Origin of the sequence: Hydrogenophaga sp. UC242_53, assembly GCF_042696965.1 — a bacterium.
GTDB lineage: Bacteria > Pseudomonadota > Gammaproteobacteria > Burkholderiales > Burkholderiaceae_C > Hydrogenophaga.
This window is the reverse complement of record NZ_CP170552.1, coordinates 1,539,837-1,555,811: the sequence shown is the minus strand read 5'-3', so window position 1 is coordinate 1,555,811 and position 15,975 is coordinate 1,539,837. Positions and strand designations below refer to the sequence as shown.

The 15,975-nt window shown below is 67.6% G+C and carries 13 protein-coding genes and 3 pseudogenes; 4 read left to right on the top strand and 12 right to left on the bottom strand.

The genetic code is table 11. The features are described from left to right. Nucleotides 1–6: 6 nt before the first annotated feature. From ACFJI0_RS07980 to ACFJI0_RS07960, 5 genes and pseudogenes are all read right to left on the bottom strand, one after another. Nucleotides 7–994, bottom strand: a pseudogene (locus ACFJI0_RS07980) (branched-chain amino acid ABC transporter permease). Next, nucleotides 991–1,728 (bottom strand): ABC transporter ATP-binding protein, encoded by a 738-nt coding sequence (locus tag ACFJI0_RS07975; protein ID WP_382158814.1) that lies wholly within the window; start codon nt 1,726–1,728, stop codon nt 991–993. The pseudogene ACFJI0_RS07980 and the gene ACFJI0_RS07975 overlap by 4 nt, the downstream one beginning before the upstream one ends. Next, nucleotides 1,725–2,486 carry an ABC transporter ATP-binding protein gene (locus ACFJI0_RS07970; RefSeq protein WP_291112282.1) on the bottom strand — a complete coding sequence of 254 codons (762 nt, stop codon included), beginning with the start codon at nt 2,484–2,486 and terminating at the stop codon, nt 1,725–1,727. The genes ACFJI0_RS07975 and ACFJI0_RS07970 overlap by 4 nt, the downstream gene beginning before the upstream one ends. A gap of 141 nt (nt 2,487–2,627) precedes the next feature. Continuing rightward, complete coding sequence (locus tag ACFJI0_RS07965; RefSeq protein WP_382324133.1) at nt 2,628–3,836, bottom strand: substrate-binding domain-containing protein; 1,209 nt, start codon at nt 3,834–3,836, stop codon at nt 2,628–2,630. A gap of 167 nt (nt 3,837–4,003) precedes the next feature. Then, nucleotides 4,004–5,492, bottom strand: a pseudogene (locus ACFJI0_RS07960) (sigma-54 interaction domain-containing protein). Nucleotides 5,493–5,792: 300 nt separating this feature from the next. Here ACFJI0_RS07960 and ACFJI0_RS07955 point away from each other — a divergent pair. Next, complete coding sequence (locus ACFJI0_RS07955; RefSeq protein WP_382324131.1) at nt 5,793–7,007, top strand: hypothetical protein; 1,215 nt, start codon at nt 5,793–5,795, stop codon at nt 7,005–7,007. 19 nt (nt 7,008–7,026) lie between these two features. Here the strand turns inward: ACFJI0_RS07955 and ACFJI0_RS07950 are convergent, their stop codons facing one another. The 6 genes from ACFJI0_RS07950 to ACFJI0_RS07925 all read right to left on the bottom strand — a co-directional run bounded on the left by ACFJI0_RS07950 (nt 7,027) and on the right by ACFJI0_RS07925 (nt 12,484). Beyond that, nucleotides 7,027–7,896 (bottom strand): DUF6882 domain-containing protein, encoded by an 870-nt coding sequence (locus ACFJI0_RS07950; protein WP_382324129.1) that lies wholly within the window; start codon nt 7,894–7,896, stop codon nt 7,027–7,029. Between the two features lie 348 nt (nt 7,897–8,244). Beyond that, complete coding sequence (locus ACFJI0_RS07945) at nt 8,245–9,744, bottom strand: tripartite tricarboxylate transporter permease (RefSeq protein WP_382325574.1); 1,500 nt, start codon at nt 9,742–9,744, stop codon at nt 8,245–8,247. Between the two features lie 22 nt (nt 9,745–9,766). Then, entirely contained in the window at nt 9,767–10,297 is a 531-nt protein-coding gene (locus tag ACFJI0_RS07940; RefSeq protein WP_291112259.1) for a tripartite tricarboxylate transporter TctB family protein, read from the bottom strand. 93 nt (nt 10,298–10,390) lie between these two features. Then, the gene (locus ACFJI0_RS07935) at nt 10,391–11,350 is read right to left on the bottom strand and encodes a tripartite tricarboxylate transporter substrate binding protein (protein WP_382158825.1); all 960 of its coding nucleotides are present in this window, start codon (nt 11,348–11,350) and stop codon (nt 10,391–10,393) included. A gap of 116 nt (nt 11,351–11,466) precedes the next feature. Beyond that, on the bottom strand, nt 11,467–12,006 hold the full coding sequence (locus ACFJI0_RS07930; RefSeq protein WP_382324127.1) for a porin: 540 nt from the start codon (nt 12,004–12,006) through the stop codon (nt 11,467–11,469). Then, on the bottom strand, nt 11,978–12,484 hold the full coding sequence (locus tag ACFJI0_RS07925; RefSeq protein WP_382324125.1) for a porin: 507 nt from the start codon (nt 12,482–12,484) through the stop codon (nt 11,978–11,980). Before ACFJI0_RS07925 ends, ACFJI0_RS07930 begins: the two co-directional genes overlap by 29 nt. Nucleotides 12,485–12,624: 140 nt before the next feature. Between ACFJI0_RS07925 and ACFJI0_RS07920 the strand changes: the two genes are divergently transcribed. From ACFJI0_RS07920 to ACFJI0_RS07910, 3 genes are read left to right on the top strand one after another with little or no spacing between them, the layout of a single operon-like run. Further along, nucleotides 12,625–13,299: a response regulator transcription factor gene (locus ACFJI0_RS07920; protein ID WP_382158829.1), complete on the top strand. Its 675-nt coding sequence runs from the start codon at nt 12,625–12,627 to the stop codon at nt 13,297–13,299. 56 nt (nt 13,300–13,355) lie between these two features. Beyond that, nucleotides 13,356–14,747 (top strand): sensor histidine kinase, encoded by a 1,392-nt coding sequence (locus tag ACFJI0_RS07915; protein WP_382325572.1) that lies wholly within the window; start codon nt 13,356–13,358, stop codon nt 14,745–14,747. Then, the gene (locus tag ACFJI0_RS07910) at nt 14,744–15,202 is read left to right on the top strand and encodes an RNA-binding S4 domain-containing protein (protein WP_382324123.1); all 459 of its coding nucleotides are present in this window, start codon (nt 14,744–14,746) and stop codon (nt 15,200–15,202) included. Before ACFJI0_RS07915 ends, ACFJI0_RS07910 begins: the two co-directional genes overlap by 4 nt. A 100-nt stretch (nt 15,203–15,302) precedes the next feature. Here the strand turns inward: ACFJI0_RS07910 and ACFJI0_RS07905 are convergent. Then, a pseudogene (locus tag ACFJI0_RS07905) lies at nt 15,303–15,953 on the bottom strand (EamA family transporter); the annotation flags it as partial. Nucleotides 15,954–15,975: the final 22 nt, after the last annotated feature.

Here is a 15,975-nt window from a genome sequence, read left to right as displayed (position 1 = left end):
TCCTTCTTATCGGTTCGTGACCGGGTACACGCCCTGGGGCCGCCACAGCAGGATGGCGACCATGAGCGCGATGTTGGAGAACAGCGCGACCTTGGGTGCCAGGAAGCCGGTGTAGTTGGCGATCAGCCCCACCAGCAGCGCGCCGATGAGCGCGCCCAGCGTGGAGCCCAGGCCGCCGATGATGATGACGATGAAGATCAGCACGTTGACCTGCGCGCCCATCTGCGGCAGCACGGTCTGCTGGTACAGGCCCCACATCACGCCGCCCAGGCCGGCGAGCGCACTGCCCACCACGAACACGCCGATGAAGAGCTGCCGGATGCGGTAGCCGAGGGACTCGACCATCTCGCGGTCCTGCACACCGGCGCGCACCAACAGGCCGACCTTGGTGCGGTTGAGCGTCCACACCATGGCCGCGAACACGGCCGCGCCCACCAGCACGGCGAGCAGGCGGTACTTCTCCACCGCGGCATCGCCGAAGATGAAGGAGCCGCGCAGGCTCTCGGGCAGCGGCAGCGCGATCTGCTCCGGGCCCCAGATGACCTTGATCATCTCCTCGCCGATGATCATGCCGCCCATGGTGATGAGGATCTGCTTGAGGTGCATGCCGTACACCGGGCGGATGATGAGCCGCTCGAACACCCAGCCCAGCGCGCCGGCCACGGCCATGGCCACCAGCATGGCGGGCAGCAAGGCCACGAGGTTGAGCCAGAGGCTGTTGGCCGTGGTGTAGCTGCCCATGCTGGCCAGCACGGTGGTGCGCGACGAAAGCGCCCAGCGCGATGAACACGCCGTGGCCGAAGTTGAGCACGTCCATGAGGCCGAAGACCAGCGTGAGGCCGGAGGCGATGATGAAGACGATCATGCCCATCGCCAGGCCGGCCACGGTGAGCGTGATCCAGGTGGACGGGCTGCCCACGGCGGGCAGCGCGAGCAGCGCCAGCGCGGGCACCAGGGCCAGCGGCTTCCAGTCGAAGTCGGCGTTGAGTTTCATTGGTGTGCTCCGAGGGACAGGCCCAGCAGCTTGGATTGCAGCGATTCGTCGGCCGCGAGTTCGGCCATGGAGCCGCTGTGCACGACGCGGCCGTCGTCCATCACGGCCACGGTGTCGCCGAGCTGGCGCGCGAAGTTGAAGTTCTGCTCGACGAGCAGGATGGTGGTCTTGGCGGCCTTGAGTTCGCGGAAGGCCGCGATCATGTTCTGGATGATCGCGGGCGCCAGGCCTTTGCTGGGCTCGTCGATCAGCAGCAGCTTGCGCGGCTCGACGATGGCGCGCGAGACGGCGAGCATCTGCTTCTGCCCGCCGCTCAACTTGCCGGCCGGGTGCAGCCAGAATTTCTTCATGGCCGGGAACAGGCCGAAGATCCATTCGAGGCGGTTGGTGTCGATGTCGTCCAGGCTGCGCGCGCCGCGCGCGGCCAGCAGCATGTTCTCGCGCACCGAGAGGTCCGCGAAGATGCCCATGCTCTCGGGCACGTAGGCCACGCCGCTGCGCGCGATGTCGGGCGTGGGGCGCTGGGTGATGTCCTGGCCGTCGAGCGTCACCGTGCCCTGGCTGGCGTGCCACAGGCCCATGATGGTGCGCAGCGTGGTGGTCTTGCCCGCGCCGTTGCGGCCCAGCAGCATGGTGAGCTGGTTGGCCGGCACGGCGAGGTCCACGCCGTGGAGGATGTGGTACGCGCCGATGTGGGTGTGAACCCCTTTCAGCGTCAACAGGTCCTGGCTCATGCGCTCACCTCTTCTTCCGGGTTGATGCCAAGGTAGGCCTGCTGCACCACGGGCGAGGCAATCACGGTGGCGGGTTCGCCATCGGCCACGAGCTCACCGTTGTGCAGCACGATGATGCGGTCCGAGAGTTCGCGCACCACGTCCATCTTGTGTTCGACCAGCAGGATGGTCTTGCGCTTGTCTTCCTTGAGCTTGCGGATGAGGTTGAGGATCACGGGCACCTCGTCCACGCTCATGCCGGCCGTGGGTTCATCGAACATGAAAACCTGCGGCTCCAGCGCCATGAGGATGCCGACCTCCAGCTTGCGCTGGTCGCCGTGCGGCAGGCTGGAGGCGAGCGCGTCGCGCTTGTCGGCCAGGGCCACGGTTTCCAGCACCTCGTCGGCGCGCTGCAGCAGGTCGCGCCGGTCGCTCCAGATGCGCCACAGGTTCAGCCCCGCGCCCGCCCTCGCCTGCACCGCCAGCCGCACGTTCTCCTGCACCGTGAGGTTGGGGAACAGGTTGGTCAGCTGGAACGCCCGGCCCAGCCCGGCCTGCGCGCGCGCCGGCGCGCCCAGCGCCGAGATGTCCTTGCCACCGAGCCGCACACGGCCCGCGCTGGCCTTGATCTGGCCCGAGATGAGGTTGAAGTAGGTCGTCTTGCCCGCGCCGTTGGGGCCGACGATGGCGGTGAGCGTGCCCGGCGCGAACGCGCACGAGACGGCATTCACCGCCACGTGCCCGCCGAAGCGGACCGTGAGGTCTTGGGTTTCAAGCATGGGAGATCCGGAGAGCATGGACACCGGTCGCCGCCAGTGCGGCGACCTTCCAGAAACACGGCGGAACTGGCTTCGCCAGGCCGCACGTGTTGTCCCCCTTTCATGGGGGAAGCCGCGTCAGCGGCGCAGGGGGTCAAGCGCTCAGCGCTTGTTCCTGATCGGAATGTCGAGATCAGAAGGTTTGATCTCGCGCACCAGCTCGGGCACACCCCAGGCAAACGCCGGGTCGGCCTTGATCTTGAAGTGGTACATGCTCTGCATGGCCTGGTGGTCTTCCTTGCGGAAGGTCATCGTGCCCTTGGGCGTGTCGAAGCTCATGCCTTCCATGGTCTTGATGAGCGTGTCGGTCTTGGTGTCGCCGTTGGTCTTCTTCAGCGCGGTCACCACGGCCATCGCGGCCGAGAAACCACCGGCGGTGAAGAAGTCCGGCGGCGTCTTGAACTGCTTGTAGTGCTCGGCCACCATCGCGTCGTTCACCGGGTTCTTGGGGATGCCGAAGTAGTAGTACAGCGCGCCCTCCATGCCCGGGAACTGCTTGTAGGCCACCATCGCGGGCAGGATGTTGCCGCCGGTGGCGAGCTTGATGCCGTAGCGCTTGTCCAGCTCCATCTCGGCGATCTTGCCGAAGGGCGTGGGCGCGCCCGACCAGCCCACCGAGATGTACTTGGTGCCCGGCTGGTCCTTGAGCTTGTCGACGATGCGCAGCAGGCCGGCGGTGAAGTCCGTCGTGCCCACAGGCAGGTATTCCTCGTGAACGATCTTGGCCTTCTTGGTGAAGTCCTTGGCGGCCTTCACGCCGTCGCGGCCGAAGGCGTTGTCGTTGGCCAGCATGGCGATCACGTTGCCCGGCTGGTCCAGCGCCACGGCGTTGGCGGCGGCGTCCTGGCTGCTGTTGCGGCCGGTGCGGAAGATGTACTTGTTCCACTTGTCGCCGGTGATCGAGTCGGCCACGGCGGGCTCGACCAGCAGGATCTTCTTGTACTCCTCGGCCACGGGCAGCATTGCCAGGGCCACGGGCGAAGCGGTCGGGCCGATGGCCAGATCCACCTTGTCGTCGGCGTAGGCGGCGGCCAGCAGGCTCTTGCCCACATCGGGCTTGCCCTGATCGTCCTTCTCGATCACGACGATCTTCTTGCCACCCACCATCATGGTGCCGCCGGTGGCGTAGCTCAGGCCCATCATCAGGCCGGCCTGGGTCTGCTTGGCATAGGCCTCGAGCGGGCCGGTCTTGCTGTGGATGTGGGCGATGCGGATCTCGCCCTTGTTGGCCTGGGCCGAAACGAGCGAGGTGCCGAGCGCCGCAGAGCAGGCGAGCGCGATGACCGCCAGGCGGCGGGTGGTGTGAGTCATGTCTTGTCTCCTGGTTGGAAGGATCGTGACAGCGCGGTGCGCCGTGCCTTCCTTATCGCAGACTTCGTGCCAGCGGTACAGGCCTTTGATTTCAAAGGGTTTTGTTCAGAACGCCCTGGCGATTGTCCAGATTTCAGACAATCTCGAATCGTGAAATTGTCTGAAATTCAGACAATCGTCTGAATTTCAGACGCATCGCCCAGGGCCGCCAAACGGTCGTACAGACTGGCACGCGAGATGCCGAGCAGCTTCGCGGCGGCGGTGCGGTTGCCACCGGTGCGGGCCAGGGCCTGCGCGATCGCGCGCTGCTCCAGCTCGGCGATCTGCTCGGGCAGCGGGCGCAGGTCGTCGCCCTCTTCCATCGCACGCGCCACGGCCTTGGGCAAGGCGACCGCCGGCGCCAGGGCGGGCAGGCCGGCTTCCTGCAGCACCGCCCCCACCTGCGCGGCGGCGATGTGGTGCGAGTCGCTGCGCAGCGCAAGCTGTTCCAGCACGTTGCGCAGTTCGCGGATGTTGCCGCGCCAGGGCTGTGCGGCCAGCAGGGCCTGGGCGTCGGCGGTCAGCTCCAGCTGTGCGCCGCCGCCGCGCGCGGCGATGTCTTCGCACAGGGCCTCGATCAGCAGCGCGATGTCGTCCTGCCGCTCGCGCAGCGGCGGCACGCGGATGGGCAACACGTTGAGGCGGTAGTAGAGGTCTTCCCTGAAGCTGCCTTCGCGCACCATCTGCTGCAGGTCGCGCGAGGTGGCGGCGACCACGCGCACGTCGAAGCGCACCAGCTTGTTCGAACCCAGCGGCTCGATCTCGCCTTCCTGCAGCGCGCGCAGCAGCTTGACCTGAACCGACATCGGCATGTCGCCGAGTTCGTCCAGGAACAGCGTGCCGCCATCGGCCAGCTTGAACTTGCCGTCGCGCCCTTTCTTGTCGGCGCCGGTGTAGGCCCCGGGGGCCACGCCGAAGAACTCGGCTTCGAGCAGCGTGTCGGGCACGGCCGCCATGTTCACGCTCACGAACGAGCGGCCCGCGCGCGGCGAGGCCGCGTGGATGGCGTGCGCGAGCAACTCCTTGCCGGTGCCGGTCTCGCCCAGCAACAGCACCGGGCTGGCCGACTGCGCGGCGCGCCGGGCCTGGCGCTTGACCTCCAGCGCGGCGGCGCTGCTGCCCACGAAGCTGGCGAAGGTGTACTTGCTGCGGCGCTGGCTCGCGAGTTCGCGCCGGGCTTCGCTCAGGTCCTGCTCCAGCCGCGCGAACTTGCTGATGAGGGGTTGCAGCGTGGTCTCGGGGTGGTCGAACAGCACGATGCCCAGCACCCCGATCACCTCCCCCGCGTCGTCGCGCAGCGGGATGCGGCTCACCACGAAGGTGCCGGCGCGGTTGGTCAGCAGGTCGATGAGGATGGGCTTGCCGGTGCGCCAGCACCTGGTGCATCTGCGTGTTCTGCACCACGCGCGAGACCGGGTGGCCGACGAAGTCTTCCTCGCGCTCGAAGCCCAGCGCGGGCAGGAAGCGGCGGTACTGGTCGTTGATCCAGACCACGCGCGCGTCGCGGTCCACCAGCATCATGCCCTCGCTGGCGTTGGCGAACAGATCGAACATCGACCTCGCGGCGAGTTCGAGGATGCTTTGCGCGTCACGCGGCAGGCGGTTGTCCCGGGTCATGGCGGGATGGTAACCCTGCACTTCTCCGCGCCTGCGCTGTCATTGAAGAGTAATAAGTAAGAACTACGATTCGCCGCGATGACGCACATGGTTCTTTCCTCTGTCCTTGGTTTTCCGACCCGCCCGCCCTCTTCCCGTAGCGAAATGAATGGGCCGACGGGCAGCCCACGCCACCACGGCCACGCGCACGCAGACGTGTGGGTGCTCAGGGACACCCCACTCGCCTCCACGGACCCGGGGCACCTGGAGGGGGCGGTGACAGCCCGACGGCTGCACTCCCAACTCGATGCCGTGTGCGGCATGGCCTACCTCACCCGTGCGCCGCAAGGCGTGGCCTCGGGGTTGAGCAAGGCGCCCCTGGAAAAAACCGGGCACGAGAACAGCGCACCGATCGGGGATGGTTTTCCTTTGGAAGCGCTGGGCGCCTTCCAGGCCCTCCAGGGTGCGGGCGGTGCCATCGAAACGGGCGCGGCGATCAAAAACCTGTCCAACACCTGCCAGGCTTTGTCGCACCGACAGGCGACCCACGCCGCATTCGCACAGGGCCAACTGGCGATGGACGAGGCCCACCGCCGGTGGGCGCATTCAGAGGCACATCCCTCTCAGGCGCGGCGACTGTGCGACGCCGCCAAGAAGGCCTGGCAGGCGCGCGCCTCCAAGGTGCAGCTGGAGACGGCCATGCGGCACGCGCCGGAGCAGATCGTGGATGTGGTTCGCTACACCGTCGTGTCGTGGACATCGCGCCTGTTTTCCGCCCTGAAGCTGGCCTTCACGGCCAGTGCGTGGCTCTCGTTGGCCGCCAGCATCGTCGGCATCGTGGGCTCGGCGTTTCAAGCCTTGGCGGGCATCTTCAAATGGCATTCGTCGAGCAAGCTGGTCGAACAGGCCAAGCGCGCGCTGCGCTTGATCGAAAGCGGCTCACCCGCCGCCAGCCCGACATCGCTGCAAGCCCATGTGATCCGACACGCCCGCAGCCAACGCAAGGACGCGCTGCAACAAGCCCGAGACAAGCGGACCAAGGCAAGGATAGAAACCATCACCGGCATCGCGGCCACCCTCTTCAGCGCCTTGGCATTCCTCTTTCCCCCGCTGGCGTTCATCGCCATCGCCACAGGCCTGGCCTATGCCGGCTACCGGGTGTACCGAGGCATCCGATCGTTTTTCTCGACGCGCGAACTGAACCGGCGAGAGACGGCCTGGCGCGTCGACTTCCATTCCCCCGCGTTCGTCGAGACCCTGAACCGCTCTGCCCGCTCGGAGGGATGGACGGCCGCCAAGCTGAAGATGGCGGCGGAAAACCCCTGCTACGCCATCCATTGCCTGATCGAACGGATTCAGCAGGATGACGCGGCATGGCTGCACGGCCTGTTGGAGCAACTCGGTGTCTCGCGACCGGATCGAGACGCCGTCTTCTTGCTGGCCCAGACCCATGACGTGCCGCAGGCCAGCCACTGCCTGGAGAGGATGCTCTTCGGGGGCGAGTGGTCCCCGTCCGAGCGAACGGGCACCACCTGAGGTCACGCCACCTGAGGCATCACAGCGTCACGGCCCTGGGCTCATCGAAACTCAGGTACGTCCACGTCCCATCGTTGTCGCCCCGGTAGGCCCCGGCGGCCCCGTCGTGCTGTGCGGCCATGGCGGCGAATTGCCAGGCCTCATCCTGCGAGCAGTTCACGACGCGCGTGACCCACCGATCAAAGCCGAGGGTGCGCACCTGCTGTGCGGCCCGTTGCAAGGCGTCGGGCACCGAAGGGTGTTCCCAACCCCAGGTGAAGCGGCTCTCCTTCGTGCAGTAGACCCCCACCACCTGCGCGGCGGCCTGCATCACGCGGCCGTCGGCGAAACTCCAGCGCAACCAGCCTTCGTCCATGTCGAGGTGCCATTGCGTTTCGCTGCCCAGGCCCCATGCCTGGCGGTGCTTCGTCGTCTGCTGCTCCAGCCAGGTCATGGCGGTGACGAGCCATTGGTCTTCGAAGGATTGGTGAGCGGACAGCGCCGCAGCCATCCTGTCCCAGGCCTGAGGCAGTCTCTCGGCGACAGACAAGGCTTCGCCTGGCGTGGATGCGGCTTCGTGGCCCTTGGGCTGGTGGCAGTCGAACTCGATGTTGAACCTGCCGTCGGGATACAGCGTGAAAGTCAGGCCCCACATGCGCTCCCCGGTGGTGCTCAAAAGATCGTCGCGCAGGAACAGCACGGCGTCTTCGGGTGCCGTGAAAGCCCCAGTCGCTGCGAGCCTTTTTCTTTCGATCTGGTTCTCGTGAACCAGATAGATGCTGATTCGGGCCATCTTGTTCAGGATGACCGCATGGCAAGTGACCGAGTCCCACGGCCGCCCACGAATGAAGGCGAGACAGGCGTCTTTCAATTCTTGATGCGCCTGTTCAACAGATCTGGAAGTGTTCATTGCAGAAACCCGAACCTCACGAAGTTGGCATGACTCAACGGGCGAAGACGGGCTCGCCGCCCCACGCTTTTCATGGGCGGCCATGCTGTCTTGGGGGAAAAGCGGCGTCCAACGCCTGTCAAGGCTGACAGGCTTGACGACTCGGGAGGACTTTGACCTCAGGGCCGGACGCGCTTCGTTGCCGCCATCCGGCTTTTCATTCCAGATACCTGCACCTGACTCCTGCGCGGGCAGGAATCGTGGTGGGCCTGCCGGGAAACTGGGTGCTTGCCGCGTTGTATGCAGGTGACAACCCAGGCCTTCCAGGCCAGGGATTCCCCCTAGCCGAGAGACGGTTTCGGATCGAGGCTAGGCCCCCGCAGGCCCTTTGAGCCGTGCCAACAGGCGCGGCAACACCAGCACCACGAGCACCACGGCCAGCAGCGTGGCCGACATGGGGCGCTGCAGGAACACCATGAAGCTGCCTTCCCCGATGGACAAGGCGTTGCGCATCTGCGCTTCGGCCATCGGGCCGAGGATGAGGCCCACGATCACGGGTGCGGTGGGGAAGTCGTAGCGGCGCATCACCACACCGAGCAGGCCCAGGCCGTACATGAGGAAAAGGTCGAACGCGCTCTGGCGCATGCCGTACACACCCACGGTGGCGAAGATCAGGATGCCGGCGTAGAGCTGCGGGCGCGGAATCTTCAGCAGCTTGACCCACAGGCCCACCATGGGCAGGTTGAGCACCAGCAGCATGACGTTGCCGATGTAGAGCGAGGCGATCAGCGCCCACACGAGCGCGGACGAGGTCTGGAACAGCTGCGGGCCGGCGTTGATGCCGTAGTTCTGCAGCGCGCTCAGCAGGATGGCGGCCGTCACCGAGGTCGGAATACCCAGCGTGAGCAGTGGCACCAGCGTGCCGGTGACGGCCGCGTTGTTCGCGGCCTCGGGCCCTGCGACGCCTTCGATGGCGCCGACGGTGCCGAAGTCGGCCTTGTGCTCGGGTGCGGCCAGTTTGCGCTCGGTGGCGTAGCTCAGGAAGGTGGGGATTTCGGTGCCGCCGGCGGGGATGGTGCCGAAGGGGAAACCGATGGCGGTGCCGCGCAGCCAGGCGGGCCAGGAGCGGCGCCATTCGCTGCGCGTCATGTGGGCCTTGTTCATCTTGTTCATGCTGGCCTCGCTGCGGCCTTCGTAGAGCGCGTTGTAGAGCGCTTCGGCCACGGCGAACAGGCCCACGGCAACCAGCACCACCTCGATGCCGTCCATGAACTCCAGGATGCCGCCGGTGTAACGCACCTGCGCGGTGATCTGGTCGATGCCGATGAGGCCCAGCGCCAGACCGAAGAACAGCGCGGTGAGGCCGCGCAAGGTGCTCTGGCCGAGCACCGCGCTCACGGTCGTGAAGGCCAGCAGCATCAGGCAGAAATACTCGGGCGGGCCGAGCTTCACGGCGAATTCGGCCAGCATGGGCGCGAACAGCGTCACCAGGATGGTGGCGATGGTGCCGGCCACGAAGGAGCCGATGGCGGCGGTGGCCAGGGCCGCGCCCGCGCGCCCGCTCTTGCGCATCTTGAAGCCTTCGAGCGCGGTGACCATGGTGCCGGTCTCGCCCGGCGTGTTGAGCAGGATGGAGGTGGTGGAGCCCCCGTACATGGCGCCGTAGTAGATGCCGGCGAAGAAGATCATGGAGGCCGTGGGTTCGACCTGGCCGGTGATGGGCAGCAGCATGGCGACCGTCACGGCCGGGCCCAGGCCGGGCAGCACGCCGATGGCGGTGCCCAGGGCACAGCCCGCGAAGGCCCACAGCAGGTTGATGGGGGTGCCGGCGGTGGCGAAGCCCGCGAGCAGTTGGTTGAGGGTGTCCATCATGTCGGTTCCGCCTTCCGATTCAGATCCAGCCGCTGGCGGTGACGCCGGGCAGGTTCACGGCCAGCAGCTTGGTGAACAGCCAGTACACGGGCGCCGCGATGACGATGCCGGTGACCGCGTCCTTCACGGTCTGGCGCAGATCGCCGATGGGCTTGCCCTCGCTGGCGCGCAGACCGCGCACGGCCAGCGCGAAGCACAGCGCACAGCTCAGGATGAAACCGATGGTGGTGATGAGTGCCGCGTTGAGCAGCACGCCGGCCGAGACCCAGGCCAGCGCGCGCCAGTCGCCGCGCGCCGCGCCCGAAGGCTCTTCCATGTGCCGGTAGCCGCCGGTGCGCACTTCCCAGATGAGCATCACGCCGCAGATGGCGAGCGCCGCGCTCACCACCCAGGGCAGAAAGTCGGGGCCGACGCCGGCGTAACCCGCGTCGGAAGGAATCGCTGCCGCGCCATAGGCAAGCACGGCGGCCACGATCAGTGCGCCGATGCCCATGGCCAGTTGGCCGGGGCGGTGGTCGGGCGCGGCGGCGGCCTGGGGAGTGGGGTTCATGACGGGTCCTTATCAAAACGAATCACCCTGGCGCGCGAACACACCAGGGTGAGGGCATGGCGCTCCCGGCGGGAGCGCACCGAGAAGGCAGGCTCAGACCATGCCGGCACGCACCATGGTCGCGCGCAAGGAGGAGAAGTCCTTGTCGACGAACTCGTCGAAAGCCTTGCCGGTCAGCAGCGCGGGCGTCCAGTTGTTTTTCTCGACGGCGGCCGCCCACGACTTGCTCTGCGTGGCCTTGACGATCATGGCGGTGAGCGCGTCGCGCTGGGCCTGGGTGATGCCGGCCGCGCCGTAGACGCCGCGCCAGTTGCCGATCTCCACGTCGATGCCCTGCTCTTTCAGCGTGGGCACATCGATGCCCTTGACGCGCTGGGCCGAGGTGATGGCGATGGCGCGCATCTTGCCGCTCTCGATGTACTGCTGGAATTCGCTGTAGCCGCTGCCACCCACGGTGACGTTGCCACCCAGGATGGCGGCCGTGGCTTCGCCACCGCCCCGGAACGGCACGTAGTTGATCTTGGATGCGGGCACGCCCACCAGCTGCGCGATCTGCGCCGCGGCGATGTGCTCGGTGGCGCCGCGCGAACCGCCGCCCCACTTGATGCTGCCCGGGTCCTTCTTGAGCTGCTCGACCACGTCCTTCATGGTCTTGAACGGCGAGTTGGAAGGCAGCACGAACACGTTGTACTCGGTACTCAGGCGCGCAATGGGCGTGAGCTGCGTGATGGACACCGGCGGCTTGCCGGTGATGATGCCGCCGAGCATGACGGCGCCCATGACCATCAGCGCGTTCGGGTCGCCCTTGCTCGCGTTGTAGAACTGGGCCAGGCCGATGGCACCGGCCGCACCGCCCTTGTTCTCGTAGGTCACCGAGGCGGCCACGCCGGCATCGCGCATGGCGTCGCCCAGCGCGCGGCCGGTGCCGTCCCAGCCACCGCCGGGGTTGGCGGGGATCATCATCTTGATGTTGGCACTGGCCCACGCGGCGTTGGGCAGCGCGCCGGCGGCGGCGAGGGCCGCAAGGGATTTGAGGAAGGTGTCGCGACGCATGGCTTGTCTCCTAGGGAATGGCTGAACCGATGTGCGTATCTTCTGCCCGCACGCTGTCAGTTCGCTGTCCTTCTGATTGGGGGAAACCCTAGGAGACAGACCGGCGCCGCGCGGGCTCAGAAGCGGTGGCGAATGCCCACCTGGATGCCGTTGGAGCTCGAACCGGCCACCGGGCTGTTGAAGCCGAGCGCCGCCGCCGTGTCGTTGGAGACGGCGGTAAGGTGGCCATAGAGCGCCGTGCGCTTGGACAGGTTGTGGGTGGCCTGCAGGGTGTAGATCTTCGCGTCGTCGCTGGCCGCGGCGGCCGAGCCGTTGACGTTCTTGGCCTGCGCCGCGCCCACCGACACCGTGGTCTCGCCGAACTTGAAGGCCGCCGCCAGGCCGAACAGCTTGAGCTTCTCCACGGCCTTGTCTTCCACGTCGTAGTAGCCGGTGAGCTTGACCGGGCCGAAGTCGTACGCCCCCACGAACAGCAGCGCGTCCTTGCCCTGCTTGCCGGCCAGCACGCCGTCGGCATCGGCCACCTGCATCAGCGACAGGCCCAGCGTCCAGGGGCCTTGCGCGTAGAGCGCGTGCGCGCTGACCTGTTTGCCGAAGTCCGCGCTGGCGTTGTTGCTGGCGCGCTCCTCACCCAGGCTGTACTGCAGCTGGAACACGGTGTTGGCGCACGGTGGGCGACACGTAGGTGATGGCGTTGTCCACACGGTTGTAGTCCCCGTTGCCGATGATGGGCACCACGCTCACCACGTCGTAGACCTTGGTGCCGATGATGCTGGCGATGTCGTCCATCGGCGTGTACTGGCGGCCCAGGCGCACCGTGCCCCAGTTGCCGCCCAGACCCACATAGCCCTGGCGCCCGAACAGCCGGCCACCCTGGCCGAGCGTGCCCACGTCGGCGTTGAAGCCGGACTCCAGCAGGAAGGTGGCCTTGAGCCCGCCGCCCAGGTCCTCCGTGCCGCGCAGGCCCCAGCGCGAACCCTGCTGCTGCCCCGAGGTCACGCGCGTGACCGAGGTGGCGCCCTTGACGCGCTCAAGCGCCACGTCCACCACACCGTACAGCGTCACGGACGACTGCGCGCTCGCGTAACCGCTGACCAGACCCAGTGCCGCCAAGGCGATGGCATGTTTTTTCATGATGACTTTCAGAAGTGAATGGGAGAGGCCATGCTCGTTTTGGCGGCTGTCAGTTCGCTGTCCAACCGATCGGGACAAACCCTAGGCCGGGCGCGGACGCGGACCGGCGGGCGTTCACCCCACGCCCATAATCGGAGGCCATGAAGCTGCTCCTGATCGAAGACAACGCCACGATGCAGACCACCTTGCGGCGCAGCTTCGAGCGGCGCGGCATGCAGGTGCTGGGTTGCGAAGACGGCGCCCGTGCCCTGGCGCTGTGGCAGGCCAGCCTGCCCGACGCGGTGCTGCTCGACCTGAGCCTGCCGGGCGTGGACGGACTGGAGGTGTTGAGCCAGGCGCGCGCCGCCGGCCTGAGCACCCCGGTGATCGTGCTGACCGCGCGTGGCACGGTGGGCGACCGCATCCTCGGCCTGAACACGGGCGCCGACGACTACATGCCCAAGCCCTTCGACCTCGACGAACTCGAAGCCCGCGTGCGGGCCCTGGTGCGGCGCTCCAGCAACGCCGACCAGGCCGCGCGCGGGCCCGTGTGGTGCGGCATGCACGTGGAGAAGGACAGCGGCGCGGTCTACTTCGATGGCCGGCCGATGGAGCTCGCCCCGCGCGAACTGGCGCTGCTGCAAGCCCTGCTGGGCAAGCCGGGCCACGCCATCGCCAAGGAGCGGCTGTTCGAGCTGGTGTTCCCGGGCGAGAGCCAGGTGCAGCCGGAGGCCATCGAGGTGGTGGCCTACCGCCTGCGCAAGAAGATCGCCCACACCGGCGCGCAACTGGTCACGCTGCGCGGCCTGGGTTATCTGCTGAAGGCCACGGCGTGAACCCCACCACCGAGACCCCACGCCCGCGCGCGGTGTCGCTGCGCCGCACACTGCTCATGGGCATCCTGCTGCCGGTGTTCGCGTTCGTGATCATCAACACCGTCGTGCTGTACCGGCAGGCCCTCGACGCCGCCGACACCGCCTACGACCGCACCCTGCTGGCCACCGCGAAGTCGCTCGGCGAACAGCTGCGGGTGACGGGCGCGGGCGACGAGGTGCGGGTCGAATCCACCCTGCTCTACTCGGCGCTCGAAGCCTTCGAGGCCGACAACCGCAGCCGCATCTTCTACCGCGTGAGCGGCCTCAAGGGCGAGATGGTCTCGGGCTTTCGCGACATGCCCGACTGGCGCCGCGACATCCCGCAGAAGAACCTCTACGCCGCCCTGGTCAACTTCTACGACGACGAATACCGCGGCGTGCCGGTGCGCATGGCGGTGCTGCTGCAACCAGTGTCCGGTGTGTACGAGCAGGGCATCGCCACCATCCAGGTGGCGGAAACGCTGGAGCTGCGCGAGACGCTGGCACGGCAGATCCTGCTCGACACGCTGTGGCGGCAGGCCGCGCTGGTGGTGGTGATTGCGCTCGTGGTGGTCTTCGTGGTGCAGCGCGCCACGCGCCCGGTGCGCGCGCTCAGCCAGGCGCTGGGCATGCGCAGCGAGAACGACCTCTCGCCGCTGTCCACCGAAGGCGCGCCGCGCGAGCTGCTGCCACTGCTGGACGCCACCAACCAGCACATGCAACGGCTCTCGCACCTGCTGGAGCACCAGAAGCGCTTCGTTCGCGACACCTCGCACCAGTTGCGCACGCCACTGGCGGTGCTCAAAACCCAGGTGCAGTCGGCGCGGCGCGGCGACGTCCCGCCCCAGCAGGCGCTGGAGGAGATCGGCCACACGGTCGAGCGCGCCACGGAACTGGCCAACCAGATGCTGGCGCTGGCCAAGGTGGAGCAGTTGCGCCAGGATGGCAAGCCGCCGGTGATCGACTGGTCCCAGGTGGTGCGCGCGGTGGCGCTGGACCTCTCGGCGCTGATTGCGGAGCGTTCGATCGACTTCTCGATCGACACCCAGGCCGCGCCGGTGCAGGCACACGAATGGGCCTTGCGCGAACTCAGCCGCAACCTGCTGCACAACGCGATCAAGAACACACCCGCGGGCTCCAGCCTGTCGGTGGTGCTGGTGGTGGACCTGCAAACCGCGGCGCTCACCGTGCGCGACGAGGGCCCGGGCATCTCGCCCGCGCTGCGCGAACGCCTGTTCCAGCCCTTCGTCACCGACCAGCAGCATGCGCCCGGCGTGTCGGGCTCCGGCCTGGGCCTGGCGATCTGCCGGGAAATCGTGCTGTCCCTGGACGGCCGCATCGAACTCAACAACCGCACCCACCAGGGCCAGGTCATCGGGCTGGAAGCGATCGTGCGCCTGCCCCTGGCGACACCTGCCAGCCACTCATGAAACCCGACACCGACGACGCCACCGGCAAGGTCCGCCTGGACAAATGGCTCTGGGCCGCGCGCTTCTACAAGACCCGAAGCCTGAGCAGCGAAGCCATCGACAAAGGCCATGTGCGGCTCAACGGCCTGCCGGTCAAACCCTCGCGCGACGTGAAACCGGGCGACACCCTGGAGCTGCGCATCGGGCCGGACACGCGCACCGTGGTCGTGAAGGGCCTGAGCGGCGTTCGCGGCCCCGCGCCGGTGGCCGCCCTGCTCTACGAAGAAACCGCGGCCTCGCTCCTGCGGCGCAGCCAGGCCGCCGAGCAGCGGCGCCTGGCGCCCGAGCCGGCCCACAGCCAGCCGATGGGCCGCCCCACCAAACGCGACCGGCGCCAGATCGAGGACCTGCGCGACGCGCCGCCGCGAGGGGAATGGAACGAGCGCTGGAGCGCGTCGCTCGACGACGGGGAATAAGGCCTAGGCCTTGCGCAGGCCCAGCCACATCACCGTGCGCCACCACCACCAGGCCGCCCACCACCTGCACGGCGGCGATGGACTGGCCCAGGATCGCCCAGGCCAGCACCAGCGCGAAGATGGGTTCGATGTTCATGATGGCCGAATTGCCCACCACCCCGAGCTTGGGCAGCACGGTGAACATGATGGTGAAAGCGGTGCCGTAGAGGAAGGTCAGGCCCAGCAAGCCCCACCAGCCCGTGGGCGCGGTGGGCAGGGACAGGCCGCCCTGCGCGGTGGCCGCGATCATCGCCATCACGGCGACGATGGCCATGGTGGTGGCCGTGCGCAGCCGGCCATCGAGTTCACTGGTTTCGTGCTGCGTCAACACCAGCGCCATGCCGAAGGTGGCGGCCGCGGCCAGCGCGAACGCCACGCCCACACCGATCTGTGCCCAATGGCCCGAAGCGCCCAGGCCCGATGCCGCGCCGAACACGTCGAGCGCGAGCGCCAGACCAAGGAGCATCACCGGCATGGCCTTCAGCACGCGCGGCTGCGGCCGCTGGCCGTAGACCAGGCGCGCCCAGAGCGCCGTCCACAAGGGGTAGGTGTTGAACGCGAGCAGCGCCAGCGCCACGGGCAGGCGCGCCACGGCGGCGTACAGGCACAGGCTTTGCACACCCACCAGCAGGCCGATCGCGGGCAAGGCCTTGCGATGCCGCGCCTGAAGGCGCATGGGCACGCGGTAGACCAGCAGGATGGCCGCGACCACCAACGCCGTCACGCTGCTGCGG

What these genes read in the sequence shown, in the direction of transcription:
- ACFJI0_RS07975 (WP_382158814.1), bottom strand. Translation starts at nt 1,728, where the DNA reads ATGAGCCAGGACCTGTTGACGCTGAAAGGGGTTCACACCCACATCGGC.
- ACFJI0_RS07970 (WP_291112282.1), bottom strand. Translation starts at nt 2,486, where the DNA reads ATGCTTGAAACCCAAGACCTCACGGTCCGCTTCGGCGGGCACGTGGCG.
- ACFJI0_RS07965 (WP_382324133.1), bottom strand. Translation starts at nt 3,836, where the DNA reads ATGACTCACACCACCCGCCGCCTGGCGGTCATCGCGCTCGCCTGCTCT.
- ACFJI0_RS07955 (WP_382324131.1), top strand. Translation starts at nt 5,793, where the DNA reads ATGGCCTACCTCACCCGTGCGCCGCAAGGCGTGGCCTCGGGGTTGAGC.
- ACFJI0_RS07950 (WP_382324129.1), bottom strand. Translation starts at nt 7,896, where the DNA reads ATGAACACTTCCAGATCTGTTGAACAGGCGCATCAAGAATTGAAAGAC.
- ACFJI0_RS07945 (WP_382325574.1), bottom strand. Translation starts at nt 9,744, where the DNA reads ATGGACACCCTCAACCAACTGCTCGCGGGCTTCGCCACCGCCGGCACC.
- ACFJI0_RS07940 (WP_291112259.1), bottom strand. Translation starts at nt 10,297, where the DNA reads ATGAACCCCACTCCCCAGGCCGCCGCCGCGCCCGACCACCGCCCCGGC.
- ACFJI0_RS07935 (WP_382158825.1), bottom strand. Translation starts at nt 11,350, where the DNA reads ATGCGTCGCGACACCTTCCTCAAATCCCTTGCGGCCCTCGCCGCCGCC.
- ACFJI0_RS07925 (WP_382324125.1), bottom strand. Translation starts at nt 12,484, where the DNA reads ATGAAAAAACATGCCATCGCCTTGGCGGCACTGGGTCTGGTCAGCGGT.
- ACFJI0_RS07920 (WP_382158829.1), top strand. Translation starts at nt 12,625, where the DNA reads ATGAAGCTGCTCCTGATCGAAGACAACGCCACGATGCAGACCACCTTG.
- ACFJI0_RS07915 (WP_382325572.1), top strand. Translation starts at nt 13,356, where the DNA reads ATGGGCATCCTGCTGCCGGTGTTCGCGTTCGTGATCATCAACACCGTC.
- ACFJI0_RS07910 (WP_382324123.1), top strand. Translation starts at nt 14,744, where the DNA reads ATGAAACCCGACACCGACGACGCCACCGGCAAGGTCCGCCTGGACAAA.